The following is a 19,405-nucleotide window of genomic DNA, read 5'->3' as shown; positions in this document are numbered from 1 at the left end:
ACCGCGGCGCACCGTGGATCGCCACTAGGGAATGATGGACGCGTGAGTGAAGACCGGCCCACCGACAACGCCGCCGTCCCCGAGACGGGCGACGACACCGCGGCACCGGCCCCCGACGCCGCGCCCGAGGCCACCGGCACGAAGAAACCCGCTGGTCCGCGCCGGTTGACGACGCTGCTGATCATCGCCGTCGTCCTGTTCGGGCTCGACCTGCTGACCAAGTGCCTGGCGGTGGCCTTCATCGATCCCGGCGAATCGGTGCCGATCATCGGCGATTTCGCGCGGTTCACCCTGGTCCGCAACCCGGGCGCGGCGTTCTCCATGGCCACCGGCATGACCTGGCTGCTGACCCTGATCGCGGCGGCCGTTGTGATCGGCGTGATCCGCATCGGGCGCACGCTGCGTTCGCTGTGGTGGGCGATCGGCCTGGGCATGGTGCTCGGCGGCGCGCTGGGCAACCTGGTGGACCGGATCTTCCGTTACCCCGGCCCGCTGCAGGGCCATGTCGTCGATTTCGTCGCCGTGGGCTGGTGGCCGGTGTTCAACGTCGCCGACTCCGCCATCGTGTGCGGGGCGATCCTGCTGGTTGCGCTCACTGTCTTCGGCTTCGAACCGGACGGCACCCGCAGCGGTCGCAAGCACACCACCGAGGAGAACGCTGCGTGAGGGAAACAAGGACGATGCCGGTGCCCGACGGGCTCGACGGCATGCGGGTCGACGCGGGCCTGTCCCGGCTGCTCGGGCTCTCGCGCACCGCGGTGGCCGCGCTGGCCGAGGAGGGCTCGGTGCAGCTCGACGGCGTCGCCGCGGGCAAATCCGACCGGCTGACCGCGGGCGCTTGGCTCGAGGTGGTGTTCCCGGAGCCGAAGCGGGAGCTGACCGTCGAGGCCACCCCCGTGGAGGGGATGAACATCCTCTACGCCGACGACGACATCGTCGCGGTGGACAAGCCGGTCGGCGTGGCCGCGCACACCGGCGTCGGCTGGACCGGCCCGACGGTGGTCGGCGGCCTGGCCGCGATGGGCTACCGCATCTCCACCTCGGGCGCGCACGAACGCCAGGGCATCGTGCACCGGCTCGACGTCGGCACCTCGGGCGTGATGGTGGTGGCCCAGTCCGAGCACGCGTACACGATGCTCAAGCGCGCCTTCAAACAGCGCACGGTCGACAAGCAATACCATGCCCTGGTGCAGGGACATCCCGATCCGAGCAGCGGCACCATCGACGCGCCGATCGGGCGGGCGCGCGGCAACGACTGGAAGTTCGCGGTCACCGCCGACGGCAGGCCCAGCGTCACCCACTACGACACCATCGAGGCGTTCCAGGCCGCGAGCCTGCTCGACATCCATCTGGAGACCGGCCGCACCCACCAGATCCGGGTGCATTTCTCCGCCGTTCGCCACCCCTGCGCCGGTGACCTCACCTACGGCGCCGACCCGACCCTGGCCAAGCGGCTCGGGCTGGAACGGCAGTGGCTGCACGCGCGCCAGCTCGGCTTCCACCATCCCGCCGACGGCCGCTGGCTCGAGATCACCAGCGAGTACCCCGACGACCTGTCCGGCGCCCTGGACGTGCTGCGCAATGCCTGACGACCCGCGGTCGTCAGCTCCGGCACCGGACCCGGTGCCGGACGACCGCGGGCCCGAATCCGAGCACCACTCCCCCTGGCGCACGTGGCTCGCCGTCGCCGCCGCCGTCGTGCTGGCGGTGGTGATCGTGGTGCTCGGGATCGTGAACCCGAAGCCGTCGACGGGCATCACCACCGATCGGCTGGGCCCCGCGCAGGGCGAGCGCGTCGAGGACTATCTCGCCGACGCGCGCACCTCGCTGGCCGGCGGCGACACCGACCGGCACTGGGCCCTGGTGTCGTTCACCGATTACCTCACTCCCGACCGGATCCCCGCCGCCGCAGGCGGATTGCGGATCTCCGGGGTGATCCAGCACGTCCCGATCGACCGGGTGCAGACGCCGGTCGTCACCGTCGCCACCCCGGCGGGCGACGAGCCCGCGCGCAACTCCGCGGACGCGGCCGCCGGGCTGCTGCTGGCCCAGCAGTTCCGCGACCCACGCAGTGCCGAGATCGCCCGGGTCACCGCGGCCCGGCTCCGGGCGGACTGCGCGTGCACCGCGGGGATGGTCGTCCGCGGCACCCTGCCCCAATTGCGGGAGCTGGCAACGACACCCGGCGTCCGCGCCGTCCAGGCCCTGCCCGCCGACGCGATCGCGGGACGCTTCGCGGTGGCCCCGCTACTGCCGGAGGCGACCGGCGTCGTCGCCCCCACCCCCGACGACGCGCCCGTACCCGCCGAATAGCGCTCAGCCGGGCAGGGTGACCACGCCGTCGAGGTAGCGGCGGCAGCGGCCCAGCAGCAGCACCCGGTCCTCGGCGAGTTCGGCGCGCAGCGTGCCGCCGCGGCGCGACAGCTGACGCGCCGTGAGCACCGTGCGGCCCAGTTCCCGGCTCCACAGCGGCACCAGCTGCGCGTGCGCCGACCCGGTGACCGGGTCCTCGGCGACACCGACGCCGGGGGCGAAGAAGCGGGAGACGAAGTCGGTGCCGGTGCCGGGCGCGGTGATGATCGCACCTCGCGACAGCTCCGGGAACGCGCCGAGATCCGGTGTGGCGGAACGGACTTCGTCCTCGGTGGCGACCACGATCACCTCGTCCTGGCCGGTGTAGGCGCGCACCGGGGTGACGCCGAGCGCGGCGACCAGCGCGGGGTCGGGGTCCACCTGGACCGCGGCCAGGGCGGGCAGGTCCAGTACGTACTCGTCGTCGTCGGTGCGGTCGACGTGCAGCCAGCCGGAGCGGGTGTAGAAGCTCACCCGGTCGTGCTCGGGGTGCAGGTCCTCGATGATCTGGGTGGCCGAGGCGAGGGTGGCGTGCCCGCACATGTCCACCTCCACCGCGGGGGTGAACCAGCGCAGGTGGAAGGCGGGCCAGTCACCGGGCGGGCCGCCCGCGTCCGGGGGTAACTCGGAGGTATAGAACGCGGTCTCGGCGAGGTTGTTCTCCTCGGCCAGTTGTTGCAGCAGCGTGTCGGGCAGCCAGCGGGGCAGCGGCATGACCGCGGCCGGGTTGCCCGAGAACGGTGCGTCGGCGAACGCGTCGATCTGGTGCAGCAATACCTCCATAGTGCGCAAAGGTACTCCAACACCGAATGTTCATCCGGCGCAAGGGTTCTCGAGGCGAACCGGGCCTGGTCAGCGCGGGTTCAGGCGCCCTGGGCGCCCACCGGCGGCACGAACTTGCCGGTGTTGCCGGCCAGCCGCGCCTGCACCCACCACGCCAGCTCCACCAGCACGATGCCCACCGCGCCGCAGGCGAACGCCGCCAGCGTCAGGCGCGGATTCGACGGGTCGAGCTTGAAGAACTCGCGGGTGAACGGGATCGTGAACAGCGCGACGTAGGCGAGTACCGACACCGCGATGAGCACCACCTTCCACCACACGTAGGGCCGGGCCACCAGCGCGAGCACCCAGACCGCGATCATGATCAGCGTGATCAGCGCGGTGGTGCCCGCCTGGATCTTCTGGGTCTCGGTGGCTTCCGGACCGGCGTAGGCGATCAGGTACGCCACGAACGTCGCGACACCGATCACCACGCCCGAGGGGACCGCCAGCCGCATGACGCGGCCGACGAAACCGGTGCGGGCGCGCTCGTTGTTGGGCGCCAGCGACAGGATGAACGCCGGGATGCCGATGGTGAACCAGGCCGCGATGGTGACGTGGCGCGGCAGGAACGGGTAGCCGATCGGGTCGTACCCGAAGATCTGCGAGCCCACCCCGGCCAGGCCGACGAGGAACGCCAGCAGCACCGAGTACACGGTCTTGGTGAGGAACAGGTTCGAGACGCGCTCGATGTTGCCGATCACCCGGCGGCCCTCGCCCACCACATATGGCAGCGTCGCGAACTTGTTGTCCAGCAACACGATCTGCGCCACGGCGCGGGTGGCCGGGCTGCCCGCGCCCATCGCGACGCCGATGTCGGCGTCCTTGAGGGCGAGCACGTCGTTGACGCCGTCGCCGGTCATCGCGACGGTGTGCCCGCGCGACTGCAGCGCGCCCACCATCGCGCGCTTCTGATCGGGCCGCACGCGGCCGAAGGTGGTCTGCTCGTCGAGCACCCCGGCCAGTTCGGCGCGATCCTCGGGCAGGGTGCGGGCGTCGACCGCGTGGTCGCCGCCGGGCAGGTCGAGCGAGGCGGCGACCGCGCCGACCGAGACGGCGTTGTCGCCGGAGATCACCTTGATGGAGACCTGCTGGCTCGCGAAGTACTCCAGGGTGCCCTTGGCGTCGGGACGCACCTTCTGCTCGAGCACCACCAGCGCGACCGGCTCCACCCGGCCGGGAGCGTCGTCGGCGTCGACCGGCCGGTCGCTGCGGGCCAGCAGCAGCACGCGCAGCCCGGACGACCCGAGTTCCTCGGCGCGGGCGGCGTCGGCGGAGCCGGAGTCGAGCAGCACGTCGGGCGCGCCGAGCAGCCAATCACCCTGCGCGCCATAGGAGATACCGCTCCACTTCTTGGCCGAGGAGAACGGGGCGATCCCGGTCCGCGACCAGCCCGGCGCGTCGGGCAGCGCTTCGGCGATGGCCTGCACACTGGCGTTGGGGCGCGGGTCGTCGGCGGCGAGCGCGGCCAGCGCCTGCCTGGCCTGCTCCGCGTCGGCGCCGCCGAGCGGTTCGATCTGCGCCAGCCGCATGCCGTTCTCGGTGAGCGTGCCGGTCTTGTCGGCGCACACCACGTCGACGCGTGCCAGCCCCTCGATCGCGGGCAGTTCCTGCACCAGGCAGTTGCGCTTGCCCAGCCGCACCACGCCGACGGCGAAGGCGATGGAGGTCATCAGGACCAGGCCCTCGGGCACCATCGGCACCAGCGCGGCGACCATGCCGGTGACGGCGGGTCGCCAGGCCTCCTTGCTGGAGACCAGCTGGTTGTAGATGCTGAGCAGACCGGCCGGGATCAGCAGGTAGGTGATGAATTTGAGGATCTTGTCGATGCCCGAACGCAGTTCGGAGTGCACCAGGGTGAACTTGCTGGCCTCGTCGGCCAGCTTCGCCGCGTAGGCGTCCTTGCCGACCTTGGTCGCCCGGTAGGCGCCCGAACCCGACACCACGAAACTGCCCGACATGACCGGGGCGCCGACGCCCTTGTCGATCGGGTCGGCCTCGCCGGTGAGCAGCGACTCGTCGACCTCGAGCGCGGCGGCTTCCTCCACCTCGCCGTCGACGACGATCTGGTCGCCGGGGCCGAGCTCGATCAGGTCGTCGAGGACCACCTCGCCGGGCGCGATCTCGGTGGCCACCCCGTCGCGGCGCACCGTCGGCTTGGCCTGACCGACGATCGCCAGCTGATCGAGGGTCCGCTTGGCCCGGACCTCCTGGATGATGCCGACCGCGCTGTTGGCCACGATCAGCAGGCCGAACATGCCGTCGATGATCGAGCCGGTGGACAGCACCAGCAGGAGCAGGACGCCGAGAATGGCGTTGATGCGGGTGAAGACGTTCGCGCGGACGATGTCGCGGACGGACCGGCTGGCTCTGGTCGGTACGTCGTTGGTGCGTCCGTCCCGACGGCGTTCCTCTACCTGTGCCGCGGTCAACCCGGTCGCCGCGGGCTCCTGCACGGAAATGGACATGCTTGTCAGGCTACGTCAGTCGTAACATGGGATGAATGCAGCGCAGCGTGTCTCCGCCCGGTGTCGTCTTCGGTACCGGCGCCTATCTGATCTGGGGCATGTTTCCCGCGTTCTTCGGGTTGCTGGCGTTCGCCTCGGCCGCGGAGGTGGTGGCCCAGCGCATCATCTGGACGCTGGTGGTGGTGCTGATCGTGCTGGCGCTGGCCGGCAGGCTGCGCGAGCTGCGCGCCATCGACGCGCGGACCTGGCGGCTGGCGGCCGCGGCGTCGGCGGCCATCGCGATCAACTGGGGCACCTACGTCTACGGGGTCAATTCCGGCCAGGTCGTGCAGTGCGCGCTCGGGTACTTCATCAATCCGCTGGTGACGGTGGCGTTCGGGGTGGTGCTGTTCCGCGAACGGCTCACCAGGGCGCAGTGGATCGCGCTGGGCCTGGGCGCTGTCGCGGTGCTCGTGCTGACCGTCGACTACGGCCGCCCGCCGCTGATCGCGCTGATCCTGGCCTGCTCGTTCGCCACCTACGGCCTGGTCAAGAAGGTGATCCCGCTCGACGCGCTGCGCGGGATCGCCGCCGAGGGCATCGTCGCCGTCCCGTTCGCGCTGGCCTTCCTGGTCGTGCTGATGGTCACCGGCCGCACCGAATTCACCTCCACCCCGGCGCATTTCGGGCTGATGCTGGCCACCGGCCCGGTCACCCTGGTGCCGCTGCTGCTGTTCGCCGTCGCCGCCCAGCGCGTCCCGCTCTCGACCATGGGCATCCTGCAATACCTCACCCCGGCCCTCCAGATGGCCTGGGGCGTGGCCGTGATGCACGAACCGATGCCGGCGTCGCGCTGGGCCGGATTCGCCCTCATCTGGGCCGCGCTGGCCGTGTTCACCACCGATGCCCTGCGCCGTGCGCGCCGGGCCCGCCGCGCGGCCGCCGCCCCCGCGCCCCTCGGCGAAGTGACCACTCCGTAGCCGGGTCGAGACAGGCGCGCCGGAGTCGACGGCCGGTGTGTCGCACAAGCCGACCGGTAGGCTCGACAGCTGGACACAGACGGAATCGGACGCCCGAGAGGGGTGGGTTCGGTGCACGATGCGGGGTTCTCCGACCGGGTCGCCGGCGTGCTCGTCGGCGGGGCCGCGGGGGACGCGCTGGGGGCGGGCTACGAGTTCAGCGTGCCGGGACCGCAGGCGGTGATCGACATGGTCGGCGGCGGGCCGTTCCACTGGGCGCCCGGCGAGTGGACCGACGACACGTCGATGGCGCTGGCCATCGTGCTGGCCGCGGTGCGCGGGCCCGGCATCGACCTGGACGCGGTGGCCGCAGGCTTCCTCGCCTGGTACGACACCGTGCCGCCCGACATCGGCAACCAGACCCGGAATGTGTTGTCGGCCAGGCCGTCCTCGGCGTTGAGCATGCAGGCGGTGGCGATGTCGCTGTCCGGGCGGACCGGCGGCAACGGCTCGCTGATGCGGACCGCCCCGGTCGCGCTGGCCTACCTCGACGACGCCGAGGCCTGCGTCGCGGCCGCGGGCCGGATCGGGATGCTGACCCACTACGACGAACACGCCGTCGAAGCGTGCAAGCTGTGGACCTACGCCGTGCGGCACGCGGTGCTGCACGCCGACTTCGCCGGCGTCCGCGAATACCTCACCGGCTCACGGCATTCCGCCTACTGGACCGAACGGCTCGACGAGGCCGAGCAGGGCTCGCCCGCCGACTTCCCGGACAACGGCTGGGTGGTGCACGCCCTGCAGACCGCCTGGTGGGCCATCACCAGCACCGACCAGTCCACGCCGGAGCACCTGCCCCGCGCGCTGGAAGCCTGCGTTCGCGCGGGCAACGACACCGACACCACCGCCGCCATCGCGGGCGGTCTGCTGGGCGCCCGCTGGGGCGCCTCCGCGGTACCGCCGCGCTGGCGGGCGATGCTGCACGGCTATCCCGGCCTCACCGGCGCGGATCTTCCCGACCTGGCGCAACGGATCGCCGCGCACCAGCGCTGACGTGGCCCCGGCTTACCAGGCGGTGATGATCGGGCCGGGAGTCCATGTCCCCCAGCGGTTCTCGGAGTCGACCCGCGGGCGGGCGGGCACCGCGGCGGTGTCCAGCGGCAGGTACTGCTCGATCGAGCCCCAGTCCCGGCCCCACGCGTTGTTCAGGTAGGTGGGCAGGGTGCGGGCGGTGAACAGCAGCTGGGTCCAGCCGAGCGGGCCGCCACCGTCGTGGCCCTGCCACAGGTTGGTGATGGTGGCGCCGTTGCGGTCGGGCAGGATCCGGTAGGCGGGCAGCTCGGCGATGCCGTTGTAGGTGGGCAGGTGGTTCTGGCACGGGAAGTGCAGGCCCACCGCCCAATCCAGCAGCACGGGCGTCTCGTGGCCGACCAGCGCGTCCAGGGTGGTGGTGCGCGGCATCCGCGGCGGGGTCACCGCCAGCCACTGGTCGGCGCCGAGGTCCTTGTCCTGGGCGACGAGCCGGACGACGCCGGTGTCGGCGGGCAGCTGATCGAGTGGGACACGCAGGTTGCGCCACATCGGCGCCGGGCCGATGTCGATCGGCGCCACCTGTCCGGTGACGGTGACCGCGCCGTCGGCGGTCACGGTGCCGTACTCCACGGCCAGCTCCTGACCGGGATGCACCACCCCGTCCTCGTCGACCGAGCGGATCCGGCCCGCCACCGACACCGCGAGCAGCGGACCGCGCGGACCGTCGGGCAGCCGGAACCAGCCGCTGGTCAGCGACGCGGGCTCCTGCGCGCCGGCCCGGTAGCTGCCGAGCACGGGCGTGGTCGCGGGGTCGAGCCCGAACGGCAGCGCGAGCGAACCCTGGCGGGACTCCGAGCCCGCCGAGGTGGAGGCGTCGCGCAGCTCGTCCGGATCGTCGGAGACCGAGTTCGCCTGTCCCGTGGTCGATTCCACCTCGTCGGAGGTGAGGACCGGGGCCACGCCGCCGGGGCGGAAGCCGGTGGACTCACCGGTGAGCGCGGTGGTGGTGTCGCCGGACAGCGGCGCGAGCATCGAGGCGTTGGGGTCGGTTTCAACCAGCACCTCGTCGGCCATGCCGCAGCCGCCGCCGAACGCGGCCTCGAGGTTGGCGCCCGCCAGCGAGTACGCCGGGTACTGCTTGACGGTCGCCTTGGCGAAGGAGGCCAGCTCGAACAGCACCATGAGCGCCGCGACGACGGCCAGCACCGGCATCCGCGACAGCCTGCTCGACCGGGTCGAGGGGCGGGGGTGGACGTGGAACCAGGCCGCGACGGCCAGGCACAGCGCGGTGAGCCCGGCGAACACCGTGGAGATGCCGAAGCCCGCGACACTCGGCGGCTTGTCCCACCAGGGGATGCCCCACGACGAGACATACCAGTACCCGTTCGCGCCGACGAAGGTCATCGCCAGCGCGAAGAACACCGCGGCCGCGAACAGCGCCCGGTTGCGCAGCGGACGCAGCACCGCCGGGCCGACGGCGACGGCGGTCACCGCGGCGACACAGGTGGCCAGACCGGCGAACACCCCGAACTGGTGGGTCCACTTGGTGGGCGAGAACATCATCAGCACCATGGCGGCGAGCGTGATGCCCAGCAGTCTGCGGGTCGGGCCCACCGCGGTGCCCGGAATGTGGCCGCCGCGGCGCAGCATGGTGGCCGCGCACACGATCAGCCCGAGCAGCATCGCGAAGACACCGAAGCGGCGGGTCAGCCAGCCGTCGGCATTGAGCTGCAACAGGTACTGGTAGCGCAGGAATTCGAAGAACCAGGACTCCCCCGGCCCGATCTTTCCGTGCACCTCGAACATCTCCAGCACTCCGGCCAGCGTCCGGTCGGCGAACACGACCGTCAGCACCACCGTGCCCGCGGCCAGGATCGGCAGCAGCAGCGCGAGGTACCCCACCGACTTGGCCCGGCGCAGCACCACCGCGGTCACCACCCGCGCCCCGGCGACCAGCGCGCCCAGGCAGATCAGGCCCGACGGCGCGCCGGTGAGGGTGAACGCGGCGACGATCACCGCCACGGCGAAGGGCAACAGCCGCCGCGTCGCGATGGCCCGCTCCACCGACACCCAGGTGACCAGCACTCCGAGCGCGACCACGAACTCCGCGCGCAGGCCGTTGTTGTAGGGCAGCCAGAAGGCCAGGAACACCAGGGCCGCGGTCCAGGTCACCACGCGCTGCTTGCGCACGGCCATGCCGAGGCGGGGCAGCACCTCGCGGCTGATCAGCCACCAGGTCAGCAGGCCCGCGCCGAGCGCGGGCAGCCGCACCAGCGGACTGACCGCCGACAGGTGGGTGAGCCAGCCGATGATGTCGGTGTAGGGGGTGTAGAACGGCCCCTCGTCGACGCTGAACCAGCGGTAGTAGTTCGACATGTTGCCGGAACTGCGCGCGCCCCTCGCCATGCCGAGGATGTAGCCGTCGTCGGAGGTGTTGGCGCCGATGAAGTGCCAGACCGCGAGCACGGCGAACACCAGCCAGTCCACCGGGCGCAGCCGCCACCAGCGCTGCGGCAGGAACCGGCGGGCGGAGCGGCCGTCGAGGGCGTCGAGGCGGTGCAGCGCGAACAGCGAGATCGCGGTCGCCACCAGGCACAACACGATCGCGGCGAGCTTGATCGCCGAGGGCGAGGTGATGTAGCGGGAGTCGGCGACCACCCGCACCGCGAGGTCGGCGGGCGGTGCACCGGTGAGCTCGCTGAACACCCCGACGACCTGCGGGCGCAGGTCCGACGCCAGCACGGCGCCGGAGGCGGCCAGACCCGTTGTGGTGACGGCGGCTTCGTCCGGGGTGAGCCGCACCGAGATCGCGCACCCGCTGCCGAGCACGTCGGCCAGCGGGACCGTCCACAGCAGCGTCGAGCGCGACACCACGTCGACGCGGCCGGGCCGTTCGGCGGTGTCGGCGACGACCTTGACGACGAAGCCGTACTTCTCCATGTCGGCCGACTGGCGCGGAATCGTCGACACCGCGACGCCGCCGGTCTCGGCCAGCGTCCCCAGCGCGGCGCACGGCACGGTCGCCGACAAGGCGGCGGGAGCGTAGGCGACCAGCGGGGATTCGACCGAGGTGGTCGTGCCCCGCTGAGGCCAGGACACCGTCGCGGTGTCGACCCGCACCGGCAGGAACGGCAGGGCGACCGCGCTCAGCACGCCGATCAGGGCGGCGACGATCGCGACGACGCGCGCCCAGCCGCCGGCGGCCCGTCGCGCGGGCTCCGAAACATCCTCGGGCGGATGCCCCTGCCGCACGATCGTCTCTACCACGGGGCCCGATAGTAGCCGCGCCGCCGACGGGCCGCGAAACACGGACCGCCGCGCCGGGAACGGCCGGGGAACGGCGAAGCCCCGGCCGCGAGGAGGTCGGGCCGGGGCTTCGTCGAACTCGATCAGGCGCAGGCCACCGACTGCTGACCCAGGTTCGTCAGCATGGTGCACGCCCACACCTTCTGCACCTTCCACTTACCGTCCTCGGCCACGAACGGCACATCCACCACATTCGTCTGACCGTTGACCGTGAAATTCGCCTTCGCGTTCACACTGTCACCGAACGAGGTCACCTCCGTCACCTGCACCTGGACATTGGCGTCCTTGGCCGCCTGCGCCAGACGGTTCGGCAGCTCCGGATCGGCCTCGCCACCCTGCACGAAATCGGTCTTCTGCTCATTCGGGATCGACGGATCCAGCGCCGTGTTCAGCTGCGCGTTCAGCTGATCCACCGTCGGCACCGCAGGCAGATCCGCGGCGGCCGACGCCGACGCCTTCACACTGGTGGTGGTCTTGGCAGCGGGCTTGTCACCCTTGTCGTCACTGCACGCGCTCAGTCCCAGTGCGGCGACCACGGCCAGGCCGGCGATCGCGACACGTCCGGTCGTACGAAGCTTCAACTGCTCGTCCTTTGCGTTCGAGGTGGGGAGTGGGTTCCTTCGCGGTAGCCGAGGCTACTACTCACGCGAGGCTGCCGAGGGGATCGGCTCGGGTCAGGTGCTCGTCGTCGGCTGGAAACGTACGCGCCGGGCCGGGGCCTGTCGAGCTGGTCTCGAAGCGGACGGTCACCACGCCGTAGCCCGCGCCCTGGACCCAGCCGTGGCCGAAATCGGGGTGGGTGACGTCCATTCCGGGGTACCACCGGCCGGCGGGCAGGTCCTGCCGCCGGTCGTCGACGGGTGCCGGTGCGGTGTCCTCGACCTGGTCGAGGGTGAGGTCGTCGGGGACGGCCTGATCCAGTTCGGGGAACAGCGATTCCTGGCGGACCAGCGACAGTCCGCCGTAGCCGACGCCGACGAGGCGGATCGGCCCGAGCTCGGCCGGGTCGATGGCGGACCGCTGCGCGGCCGCGGACAGGGTGGCCGGGTCGGTGGTGGCGTAGGGCAGGGTGAACGACCTGGTCACCACGCTCATGTCGGACTTGCGGAGTTTGAGCACCACCGTGCGGGCCGCGCGGCCGTCGCGGTCGAGCCTGCGATGCGCGGCCGCCGCCATCGCGGTGATGGCGACGCGCAGGTCGGGCAGGGTGACGATGTCGCGCTCGTAGGTGTTCTCGGCGCTGATCTGTTTGGCCTCGGCGCGTTCGGCGACCGGCCGGTCGTCGATGCCGCGCGCGAGCCGGTGCAGCGCCGCGCCCACACTGCCGCCCAGGATCGAGGCCGCCTCCGACTCCGGCAGCGCCGCGAACGCGCCGACCGTCTCGATCCCGAGACTGCGCAGCCTGCCCTCGGCCACCGGCCCGATCCCCCACAGTTTCCGCACCGGCAGCCCGGCCAGCAGGTCGCCCTGCTCTGCGGGCGAGATCACCCGCATGCCGTCGGGTTTGGCCAGCCCGGAACCGATCTTGGCGAGCTGCTTGCCGGTGCCCGCGCCGATCGAGGCGGTGAGCCCGGTGCGGTCGGCGACCAGCGCGCGCAGCATCGCGCAGTAGTCCTCCACCTCGGCGACGCTCGCCCCGGCCAGCTCGGCCGGTTCGGCGAAGGCCTCGTCGAACGACAGCGTCTCCAGCACCGGCACCCGGCTGCGCAGCGCGTCGAACACCTGGCCGCTGAGCACCGAGTACACCGCGCCGCGCGGCGGCACCACCACCGCCGACACACCGATCAGCCGTCGCGCCTGATGCATCGGCATGGCCGAGCGCGCGCCGAACACCCTGGCCTCGTAACTCGCGCCCGCGACCACGCCGCGCTGCCCGACCCCGCCGACGAGCACCGGCCTGCCCCGCAGCGTGGGCCGGGTGAGCTGTTCGACCGAGGCGAAGAACGCGTCCATATCGATGTGCAGCACCCAGCGGCGGGCGGTGACCGCCGCATCCGCCCTGGCCGGGACGCCGCCGGTGCCGGCATCGGTACGCACGTCCGCAATCTACGCGGCGCCGCCGACAGATTCGGTCAGCAGGTTGACAGCCATGGCACAGCGATCACCCAGCCGGATATGTGATGATCGGGTGATGAAGATCCGCAAGGCTGTCATTCCGGCTGCGGGAATCGGCTCCCGGCTGCTTCCGCTGACCAAGGCGACGCCGAAGGAAATGCTGCCCGTCGGGGACAAACCGGTCATCGAACACACCGTCCGCGAGCTGGTGTCCTCCGGGATCACCGACATCACCATCGTGGTGAGCGGCGGCAAGTCGCTGATCCAGGATCACTTCCGCCCGAACCCGGCGCTGGTCGCGCAGCTGCGCGCCGACGGCAAGTCCGCCTACGCCGACGCGGTGGAGGAGGTCGGTGAACTCTCCCGCGCCGGTCACATCACCTATCTGGACCAGCACGGTCCCTACGGCAACGGCACGCCGGTGCTCAACGCGGCGCGGCACCTGGGCGACGAGCCCATGCTGGTGCTGTGGCCCGACGACGTGTTCGTCGCCGAGGTGCCGCGCGCCCAGCAGCTCATCACCGCCTACGAGTCCACCGGCTGCCCGGTGCTCGCGCTGCTGCCGATGGAACCGGGCGAGTCGCAGCGCTACGGCGTTCCGGTGGTGCGCGAGGACCTCGACGACGGTCTGCTGCGCATCTCGGGCCTGATGGAGAAGCCCAAGCCGGAGGACGCGCCGTCGGCGTTCGCGGCCATCGGCGGCTACGTGGTGACCCCGGGCATCATCGAGGAACTGCAGACGCAGACCGACAACTGGTACACCCACCAGTCCGGCGAGGTGTACCTGACCGACGCGATCAACACCTACGCCGCCAACCACGCGGTGTACGGCCAGGTGATCCAGGGCCGCTGGTACGACACCGGCAACCCGGCCGACTACCTGGTCGCGCAGTTCGCCTCGGCGCTGGCCCATCCCGAGTACGGGCCGCTGCTGCGTCAGCTGGTCGACTGACTCCGGTCAGAACCGGCGAATGGTGAAGATGTCGAATTCGCGCAGGGGATGCAGGCCGACCGGAACGCCCCAGTCGTGGGCGTCGAGGATCTGGCCCATCCCCGCGTAGATGCCGACGTGCGAACCGTCGCCGTTGAGGATGACGACGTCGCCGGGCGCGAGCCCGCGGAAGGTCACCGGCATGCCGACCTTCGCCTGTTCCCAGGTGGTACGCGGCAGCTCGACGCCGACCTGGCGGAAGGCCCACTGCACCAGGGCCGAGCAGTCCCAGGCGTGTGGGCCGTTCGCGCCCCACTCGTAGGGTTTGCCGATCTGGGTGGCGGCGGCGGTGAGCGCGCCGATCCCGGTGGCGCTGGGTAACGGGATCCCACCGGAGCCACTCGAACTGCCGGACGCGGAACCGGATCCGCCCGAGCCCGAGGCGCTGCCGGTCTGCGACCAGGCGGGGCCGGCGAGCACGAGGGTGGTGGCCAGGGAAGCGACGAAGCCGAAAGCCAACCGCCGCAGAACTTTTCGTTGCATTGCGCGCGTCCCGTCCTCACGGCCGGGACCGGGGTCACCGGCGGGTCGGTTACCGGGTGGCAGCACCGTGTCGACGGACCGGCCACCCCTTGTCGCGGCAGCGCGCCGACAGCTCGTCACCCCCGGCGCGTCACCATTTCCACAGCACAATCGTCACGAGCAGCTACTGCCGCCTCAGCGGGTTCCATGCGCATCAGCAGTAACACGCTCGATTGTGCCCGATGATCTTGGCATTGTCACCGATTTCAGCAACATTCCAGCATCGATCGTGACACGCGGGATCCGGCTGCCGGGTAACCGATCCCGGACACGCCGCGGGGGCGGACCGAATCGGTCCGCCCCCGTGACGATCTCGGTCAGGCCTTGGTGACCGTGGCGCGGGCGCCGCCGGTGAGTTCGGCGGCGTCGGCGCCGACCGTACCGAAATCCAGTGTGGTGGCCAGGATCTCGCCCGCGATCAGGTCGCGGTGGGCCAGGGCCCAGGCGGCGCGGTCGGCGGGCACCTCCAGGACCACGGTGATCCGGTCCGAGACCTCGAGGCCCTGGGACTTGCGGGTCTCCTGCAGGTCGCGGATGAGGTCGCGGGCCCAGCCCTCGGCCTCCAGTTCCTCGGTGACCACCGAGTTCAGCACCACCAGGCCGGCATTGCCGGGCAGGGCGGCGGTGGACTCGGGTTCGGCGGCCACCAGGCGCTGGGTGTACTCCTCGGGCAGCAGGGTGATCCCGGCGGCGGTGACGACACCGTCGGCCGACTCGCTCCACTCCCCCGCCTTGACGGCCTTGATCACGGTCTGGACCTCCTTGCCCAGCCGCGGACCCGCCGCGCGGGCGTTGACGGCCAGCTCGAAGCGCCCGTGCACGGCCACGTCGGTGGTCAGGTCGACCTTCTTGACGTTGACCTCGTCGGCGATCAGCTCGGTGAACGGGGTGAGCCGGGCGGCGTCGGCCGCGGCGATGGTCACCTCGGCCAGCGGCAGCCGCACCCGCAGGTTCTTGGCCTTGCGCAGGCTCAGCACCGTGGAGCAGACCGTGCGCACCTCGTCCATCGCGGCCACCAGCTCGGCGTCGTGCGGCAGCTCGGTCTCGGCGGGCCAGTCGGTCAGGTGCACCGAGCGCTCGCCGGTGAGCCCACGCCAGATGACCTCGCTGATCAGCGGCAGCAGCGGGGCGGCCAGGCGGGTGACCACCTCGAGCACCGTGTGCAGCGTGTCGACCGCGTCGCGGTCCTCGGACCAGAACCGCGAACGCGACCGGCGCACATACCAGTTGGTGAGCGCGTCGGCGAACGAGCGCAGCTCGTCGCAGGCGCCGGCGATGTCGTAGGTCTCGAGCGCCTCGGTGATGACGTCGCGGGTGACCGCCAGCTTGGCCAGGATGTACCGGTCGAGCACGTGCGGCGAATCCGTGCGCCACACCCCGGGCTTCGAGGCGTAGAGCTGCAGGAAGGTCCACGCGTTCCACAGCGGCCGCAGCGCGTGGCTGACGCCCTCGCGGATGCCGCGCTCGGTGACGATGAGGTTGCCGCCGCGCAGGATCGGCGAGCTCATCAGGAACCAGCGCATCGCGTCGGAGCCGTCGCGGTCGAAGACCTCGTTGACGTCGGGGTAGTTGCCCTTGGACTTCGACATCTTCAGGCCGTCGTCACCGAGCACGATGCCGTGCGCGGCAACGGTTTTGAACGACGGCGAGTCGAACAGCGCGGTGGACAGCACGTGCAGGGTGTAGAACCAGCCGCGGGTCTGGCCGTTGTACTCGACGATGAAGTCGCCCGGGAAGTGGCTGTCGAACCAGTCCTTGTTCTCGAACGGGTAGTGCACCTGGGCATACGGCATAGAGCCCGACTCGAACCAGCAGTCGAGCACCTCGGGCACCCGGCGCATGGTCGAGTTACCGGTCGGATCATCGGGATTCGGCCGGGTCAGGTTGTCGATGTGGGGGCGGTGCAGGTCGTCCGGGCGCACGCCGAAGTCGCGCTCGAGCTCGTCGAGCGACCCGTAGACATCCACGCGCGGGTGGGCCGGGTCGTCGGACACCCACACCGGGATCGGGCTGCCCCAGTAGCGGTTACGGCTGATGTTCCAGTCGCGCGCGCCCTCGAGCCACTTGCCGAACTGGCCGTCGCGGATGTGCTCGGGCACCCAGGTGATCTGCTTGTTCAGCTCGACCATCCGGTCGCGGAACTTGGTGACCGCGACGAACCAGGACGGCACGGCCATGTAGATCAGCGGCTGGCCCGAGCGCCAGCTGTGCGGGTAGGAGTGCTCGATCGTCTCGTGCCGCAGCAGCTTTCCGGCGGCCTTGAGGTCCTTGATGATCACCGGGTTGGCGTCGAAGACCATCAGGCCCTCGTACGGCGGCACCATCGAGGTGAACTTGCCCGCCGGGTCCAGCGGCTGCACGATCTCGATGCCGTTGGCGGTGGCGACGTCCATGTCCTCCTCACCGAAAGCCGGTGCGAGGTGGACGATTCCGGTGCCGGAGTCGGTGGTGACATAGTCGGCGGTGAGCACGCGGTGCGCGTTGGGGTGACCGACGAAGAAGTCGAACGGCGGGGCGTAGGACAGGTCGGCCAGGGCCGCGCCGTCGTACTCGCCGAGCACCGTCGGCTCCTCGCCGAACTCCCGGGCGTAGTGCGACACCCGTTCGGCGGCCAGCACATAGCGCTTGCCGTCGGCGGCCTGCACGTGCACGTAGCGCACGTCGGGGTGCACCGCGATCGCCAGGTTGGACGGCAGGGTCCACGGCGTGGTGGTCCAGATCAGGGCGTTGGCGCCGTCGAGGGCGGCCAGCGGGTGCTCGGCGGGCACGGACAGCACCATGTCGACGGTGACCGCCGGGTCCTGGCGCATCTTGTAGGCGTCGTCGAGGCGGGTCTCCTGGTTCGACAGCGGCGTCTGCTCGTACCAGCTGTAGGGCAGCACCCGGAAGCCCTGGTAGATCAGGCCCTTGTCGTAGAGGGTCTTGAAGGCCCACATCACCGACTCCATGAAGTCGAGATCGAGGGTCTTGTAGTCGTTGTCGAAATCGACCCAGCGCGCCTGGCGGGTGACGTAGTCACGCCACTCGCCCGTGTAGCGCAGTACCGAGGACTTACAGGCGGCGTTGAACTCGGCCAGCCCCATCGCGTCGATCTGCGACTTGTCGGTGATGCCGAGCTGCTTCTCGGCCTCGATCTCGGCGGGCAGGCCGTGAGTGTCCCAGCCGAAGCGGCGGTCGACCTTGTTGCCGCGCATGGTCTGGAAGCGCGGGATCAGGTCCTTGACGTAGCCGGTGAGCAGGTGGCCGTAGTGCGGCAGGCCGTTGGCGAAGGGCGGGCCGTCGTAGAAGACGAACTCGCCCGCGCCGTCGCGGTTGTCGATGCTGGCGCGGAAGGTGTCGTCGCGGCCCCAGTAGTCGAGGACCTGCTGTTCGAGTTCCGGGAAGGACGCGCCGGAACCCGCGCCGAAGTCGACCCGGGGGTACGCACCGGTGGTTGTCTCGTCCGCCATCGCGGATCTGCTCCTCGTGCCGCCGCGCCGTCGGCGCGAATGGTGGGCACGGGGACGATGCCGGCGCCGGTGCGCCGAAACCGCGGTACCACCCCGTTTGCCTGTGCCGACCCTGGCGGGACGAGACGGGCCTCTCGTTGTGTGAGCTGTGACGGGCTCACCCGTTCGGTTCTACTGAGCGCGTGGCGCCGTTCTTCCGAAGGCTCCCCGGTGATGGCCGGATCAGTGCCGTGATGTTCTTCGATTCTAGCGGGAGCCGTCCAGCGGTTATTCCGCGGCGGTCAGTGACGCCGGGCGTGCCTGCCGGGCGGAACCACGTCGTTCTCGGGTTTTCGGGTGGCCAGCGCGCTGACGAGCAGGGTGGCGGCACCGATCACGCAGATCAGAATGCACCCCCAGGCCCACAGCACCGAACCGGTGGCGAGCGCCGCGACGAGCAGAGCGAAACCGATTGCCGCGAGGACGAGCGTCAAGACGAGCATGCTGACTCCCAAGAAACCCGAGCAGCCCGACGAAAGCAGGGCGTTCCCGGGTCACACGGCGGACCGTGTGACCCGGGTCCAGTTTACTTGCCGCCCTTGGCGAAGGAGGCGGGAGCCAGACTGTTGGCCGAACCGTTGGTTTCCCCGGCGAACTCGCCGCCGTCGACCGGGACGGCCGACCCGCGGTTCTCCAGCTCCTCCAGCTGCGACTCCAGGTACGACTTCAGCCGCACGCGGTACTCGCGCTCGAAGGTCTTGAGCTGCTCGATCCGGCTCTCCAGCACCGTGCGCTGCTGGGTGATGGTGGCCATGATCTCGGCGTGCTGACGCTCGGCGTCGGCGGTCAGCGCCTCGGCCTTGTCCTTGGCCTGGCGGATCTGGGTGTCCGAGCGGTTCTGCGCGTCCGACAGCATCGCGTCGGACTTCTGGCGCGCGTCGGCGATCATCGCCTCCGAGCGGGTGCGGGCGTCGCCGACCAGTCGCTCGGAGTTTGCCCGCGCGTTCGACAGCAGGCCCTCGGCCTCGGTCTTGGCGTCGGTGGTGAGCCGGTCGGCCATCTCCTGCGCCAGCGTGAGGACCTTGGCGGCCTGCATGTTCGCGTCGGGGCCGGAGTTGTCGCGCACCGGAGCGGCGACCGGCATGGGCGCCGGCGGTGCCGCGGGCACCGGTGGCGCGATCGGTTCAGGTGCTGGGGGCGGTGCTTGCTGCACCGGCGCCTTCACGGCGTTGACCGGGGCGGACCCGCGGTTCTTCTTGGCGTCGGCAAGCTCGGTGTCGAGTTCGGCGACCCGCTGACGCAGGTCGGCGTTCTCCTCGATCAGGCGCGAGAGCTCCTGCTCGACGAGATCCAGGAAGGCGTCGACCTCGTCCTCGTTGTAGCCGCGCTTCCCGATCGGCGGTTTGCTGAACGCGACGTTATGCACATCGGCAGGAGTCAGCGGCATCGAAGGATCCCTTCACGCGTCTTTTGGAGAACTAGCAAGCGGTCTTC

At 70.8% G+C, this 19,405-nt stretch carries 15 protein-coding genes; 6 read left to right on the top strand and 9 right to left on the bottom strand.

Annotation, left to right across the window (positions count from 1 at the left end; genetic code table 11):
- Positions 1-42: 42 nt before the first annotated feature.
- The 3 genes from lspA to EL493_RS14070 are packed head-to-tail and all read left to right on the top strand — an operon-like array spanning position 43 to position 2,313.
- Positions 43-666: a signal peptidase II gene (gene lspA, locus EL493_RS14080; protein ID WP_019046257.1), complete on the top strand. Its 624-nt coding sequence runs from the start codon at positions 43-45 to the stop codon at positions 664-666.
- Entirely contained in the window at positions 663-1,589 is a 927-nt protein-coding gene (locus EL493_RS14075; RefSeq protein ID WP_036836926.1) for an RluA family pseudouridine synthase, read from the top strand. The genes lspA and EL493_RS14075 overlap by 4 nt, the downstream gene beginning before the upstream one ends.
- Positions 1,582-2,313, top strand: a complete 732-nt coding sequence (locus tag EL493_RS14070) for a hypothetical protein (protein WP_198041219.1) — start codon at positions 1,582-1,584, stop codon at positions 2,311-2,313. Before EL493_RS14075 ends, EL493_RS14070 begins: the two co-directional genes overlap by 8 nt.
- 3 nt (positions 2,314-2,316) lie before the next feature.
- Here EL493_RS14070 and EL493_RS14065 read toward each other — a convergent pair whose 3' ends face one another.
- Entirely contained in the window at positions 2,317-3,135 is an 819-nt protein-coding gene (locus tag EL493_RS14065; RefSeq protein ID WP_019046254.1) for a PhzF family phenazine biosynthesis protein, read from the bottom strand.
- An 80-nt stretch (positions 3,136-3,215) separates the two neighbouring features.
- Positions 3,216-5,639: a cation-translocating P-type ATPase gene (locus tag EL493_RS14060; RefSeq protein ID WP_019046253.1), complete on the bottom strand. Its 2,424-nt coding sequence runs from the start codon at positions 5,637-5,639 to the stop codon at positions 3,216-3,218.
- A gap of 35 nt (positions 5,640-5,674) precedes the next feature.
- Between EL493_RS14060 and rarD the strand changes: the two genes are divergently transcribed.
- Both rarD and EL493_RS14050 read left to right on the top strand, forming a co-directional pair.
- Positions 5,675-6,598 carry an EamA family transporter RarD gene (gene rarD / locus EL493_RS14055; protein ID WP_019046252.1) on the top strand — a complete coding sequence of 308 codons (924 nt, stop codon included), beginning with the start codon at positions 5,675-5,677 and terminating at the stop codon, positions 6,596-6,598.
- A gap of 102 nt (positions 6,599-6,700) precedes the next feature.
- Positions 6,701-7,630 (top strand): ADP-ribosylglycohydrolase family protein, encoded by a 930-nt coding sequence (locus tag EL493_RS14050; protein WP_019046251.1) that lies wholly within the window; start codon positions 6,701-6,703, stop codon positions 7,628-7,630.
- Between the two features lie 12 nt (positions 7,631-7,642).
- Here the strand turns inward: EL493_RS14050 and EL493_RS14045 are convergent, their stop codons facing one another.
- From EL493_RS14045 to EL493_RS14035, 3 genes are all read right to left on the bottom strand, one after another.
- The gene (locus EL493_RS14045) at positions 7,643-10,876 is read right to left on the bottom strand and encodes an arabinosyltransferase domain-containing protein (protein ID WP_019046250.1); all 3,234 of its coding nucleotides are present in this window, start codon (positions 10,874-10,876) and stop codon (positions 7,643-7,645) included.
- A 122-nt stretch (positions 10,877-10,998) separates the two neighbouring features.
- Positions 10,999-11,496 (bottom strand): hypothetical protein, encoded by a 498-nt coding sequence (locus EL493_RS14040; protein ID WP_019046249.1) that lies wholly within the window; start codon positions 11,494-11,496, stop codon positions 10,999-11,001.
- A 61-nt stretch (positions 11,497-11,557) separates the two neighbouring features.
- Entirely contained in the window at positions 11,558-12,868 is a 1,311-nt protein-coding gene (locus EL493_RS14035; RefSeq protein WP_198041221.1) for a DNA polymerase IV, read from the bottom strand.
- 178 nt (positions 12,869-13,046) lie between these two features.
- Between EL493_RS14035 and EL493_RS14030 the strand changes: the two genes are divergently transcribed.
- The gene (locus EL493_RS14030) at positions 13,047-13,922 is read left to right on the top strand and encodes a UTP--glucose-1-phosphate uridylyltransferase (protein WP_019046247.1); all 876 of its coding nucleotides are present in this window, start codon (positions 13,047-13,049) and stop codon (positions 13,920-13,922) included.
- A gap of 6 nt (positions 13,923-13,928) precedes the next feature.
- Here the strand turns inward: EL493_RS14030 and EL493_RS14025 are convergent, their stop codons facing one another.
- From EL493_RS14025 to wag31, 4 genes are all read right to left on the bottom strand, one after another.
- Positions 13,929-14,444 (bottom strand): NlpC/P60 family protein, encoded by a 516-nt coding sequence (locus EL493_RS14025; RefSeq protein WP_030204361.1) that lies wholly within the window; start codon positions 14,442-14,444, stop codon positions 13,929-13,931.
- Between the two features lie 356 nt (positions 14,445-14,800).
- Complete coding sequence (gene ileS, locus EL493_RS14020; RefSeq protein ID WP_019046245.1) at positions 14,801-17,932, bottom strand: isoleucine--tRNA ligase; 3,132 nt, start codon at positions 17,930-17,932, stop codon at positions 14,801-14,803.
- Between the two features lie 281 nt (positions 17,933-18,213).
- Entirely contained in the window at positions 18,214-18,414 is a 201-nt protein-coding gene (locus EL493_RS14015) for a hypothetical protein (protein ID WP_019046244.1), read from the bottom strand.
- Between the two features lie 83 nt (positions 18,415-18,497).
- Complete coding sequence (wag31, locus tag EL493_RS14010) at positions 18,498-19,358, bottom strand: DivIVA-like cell division protein Wag31 (protein WP_022565993.1); 861 nt, start codon at positions 19,356-19,358, stop codon at positions 18,498-18,500.
- Positions 19,359-19,405 lie beyond the last annotated feature (47 nt).

This window comes from Nocardia asteroides (assembly GCF_900637185.1).
In the GTDB taxonomy this organism is placed as follows: Bacteria; Actinomycetota; Actinomycetes; order Mycobacteriales; family Mycobacteriaceae; genus Nocardia; species Nocardia asteroides.
This window is presented reverse-complemented; position numbering and strand designations above follow the sequence as displayed.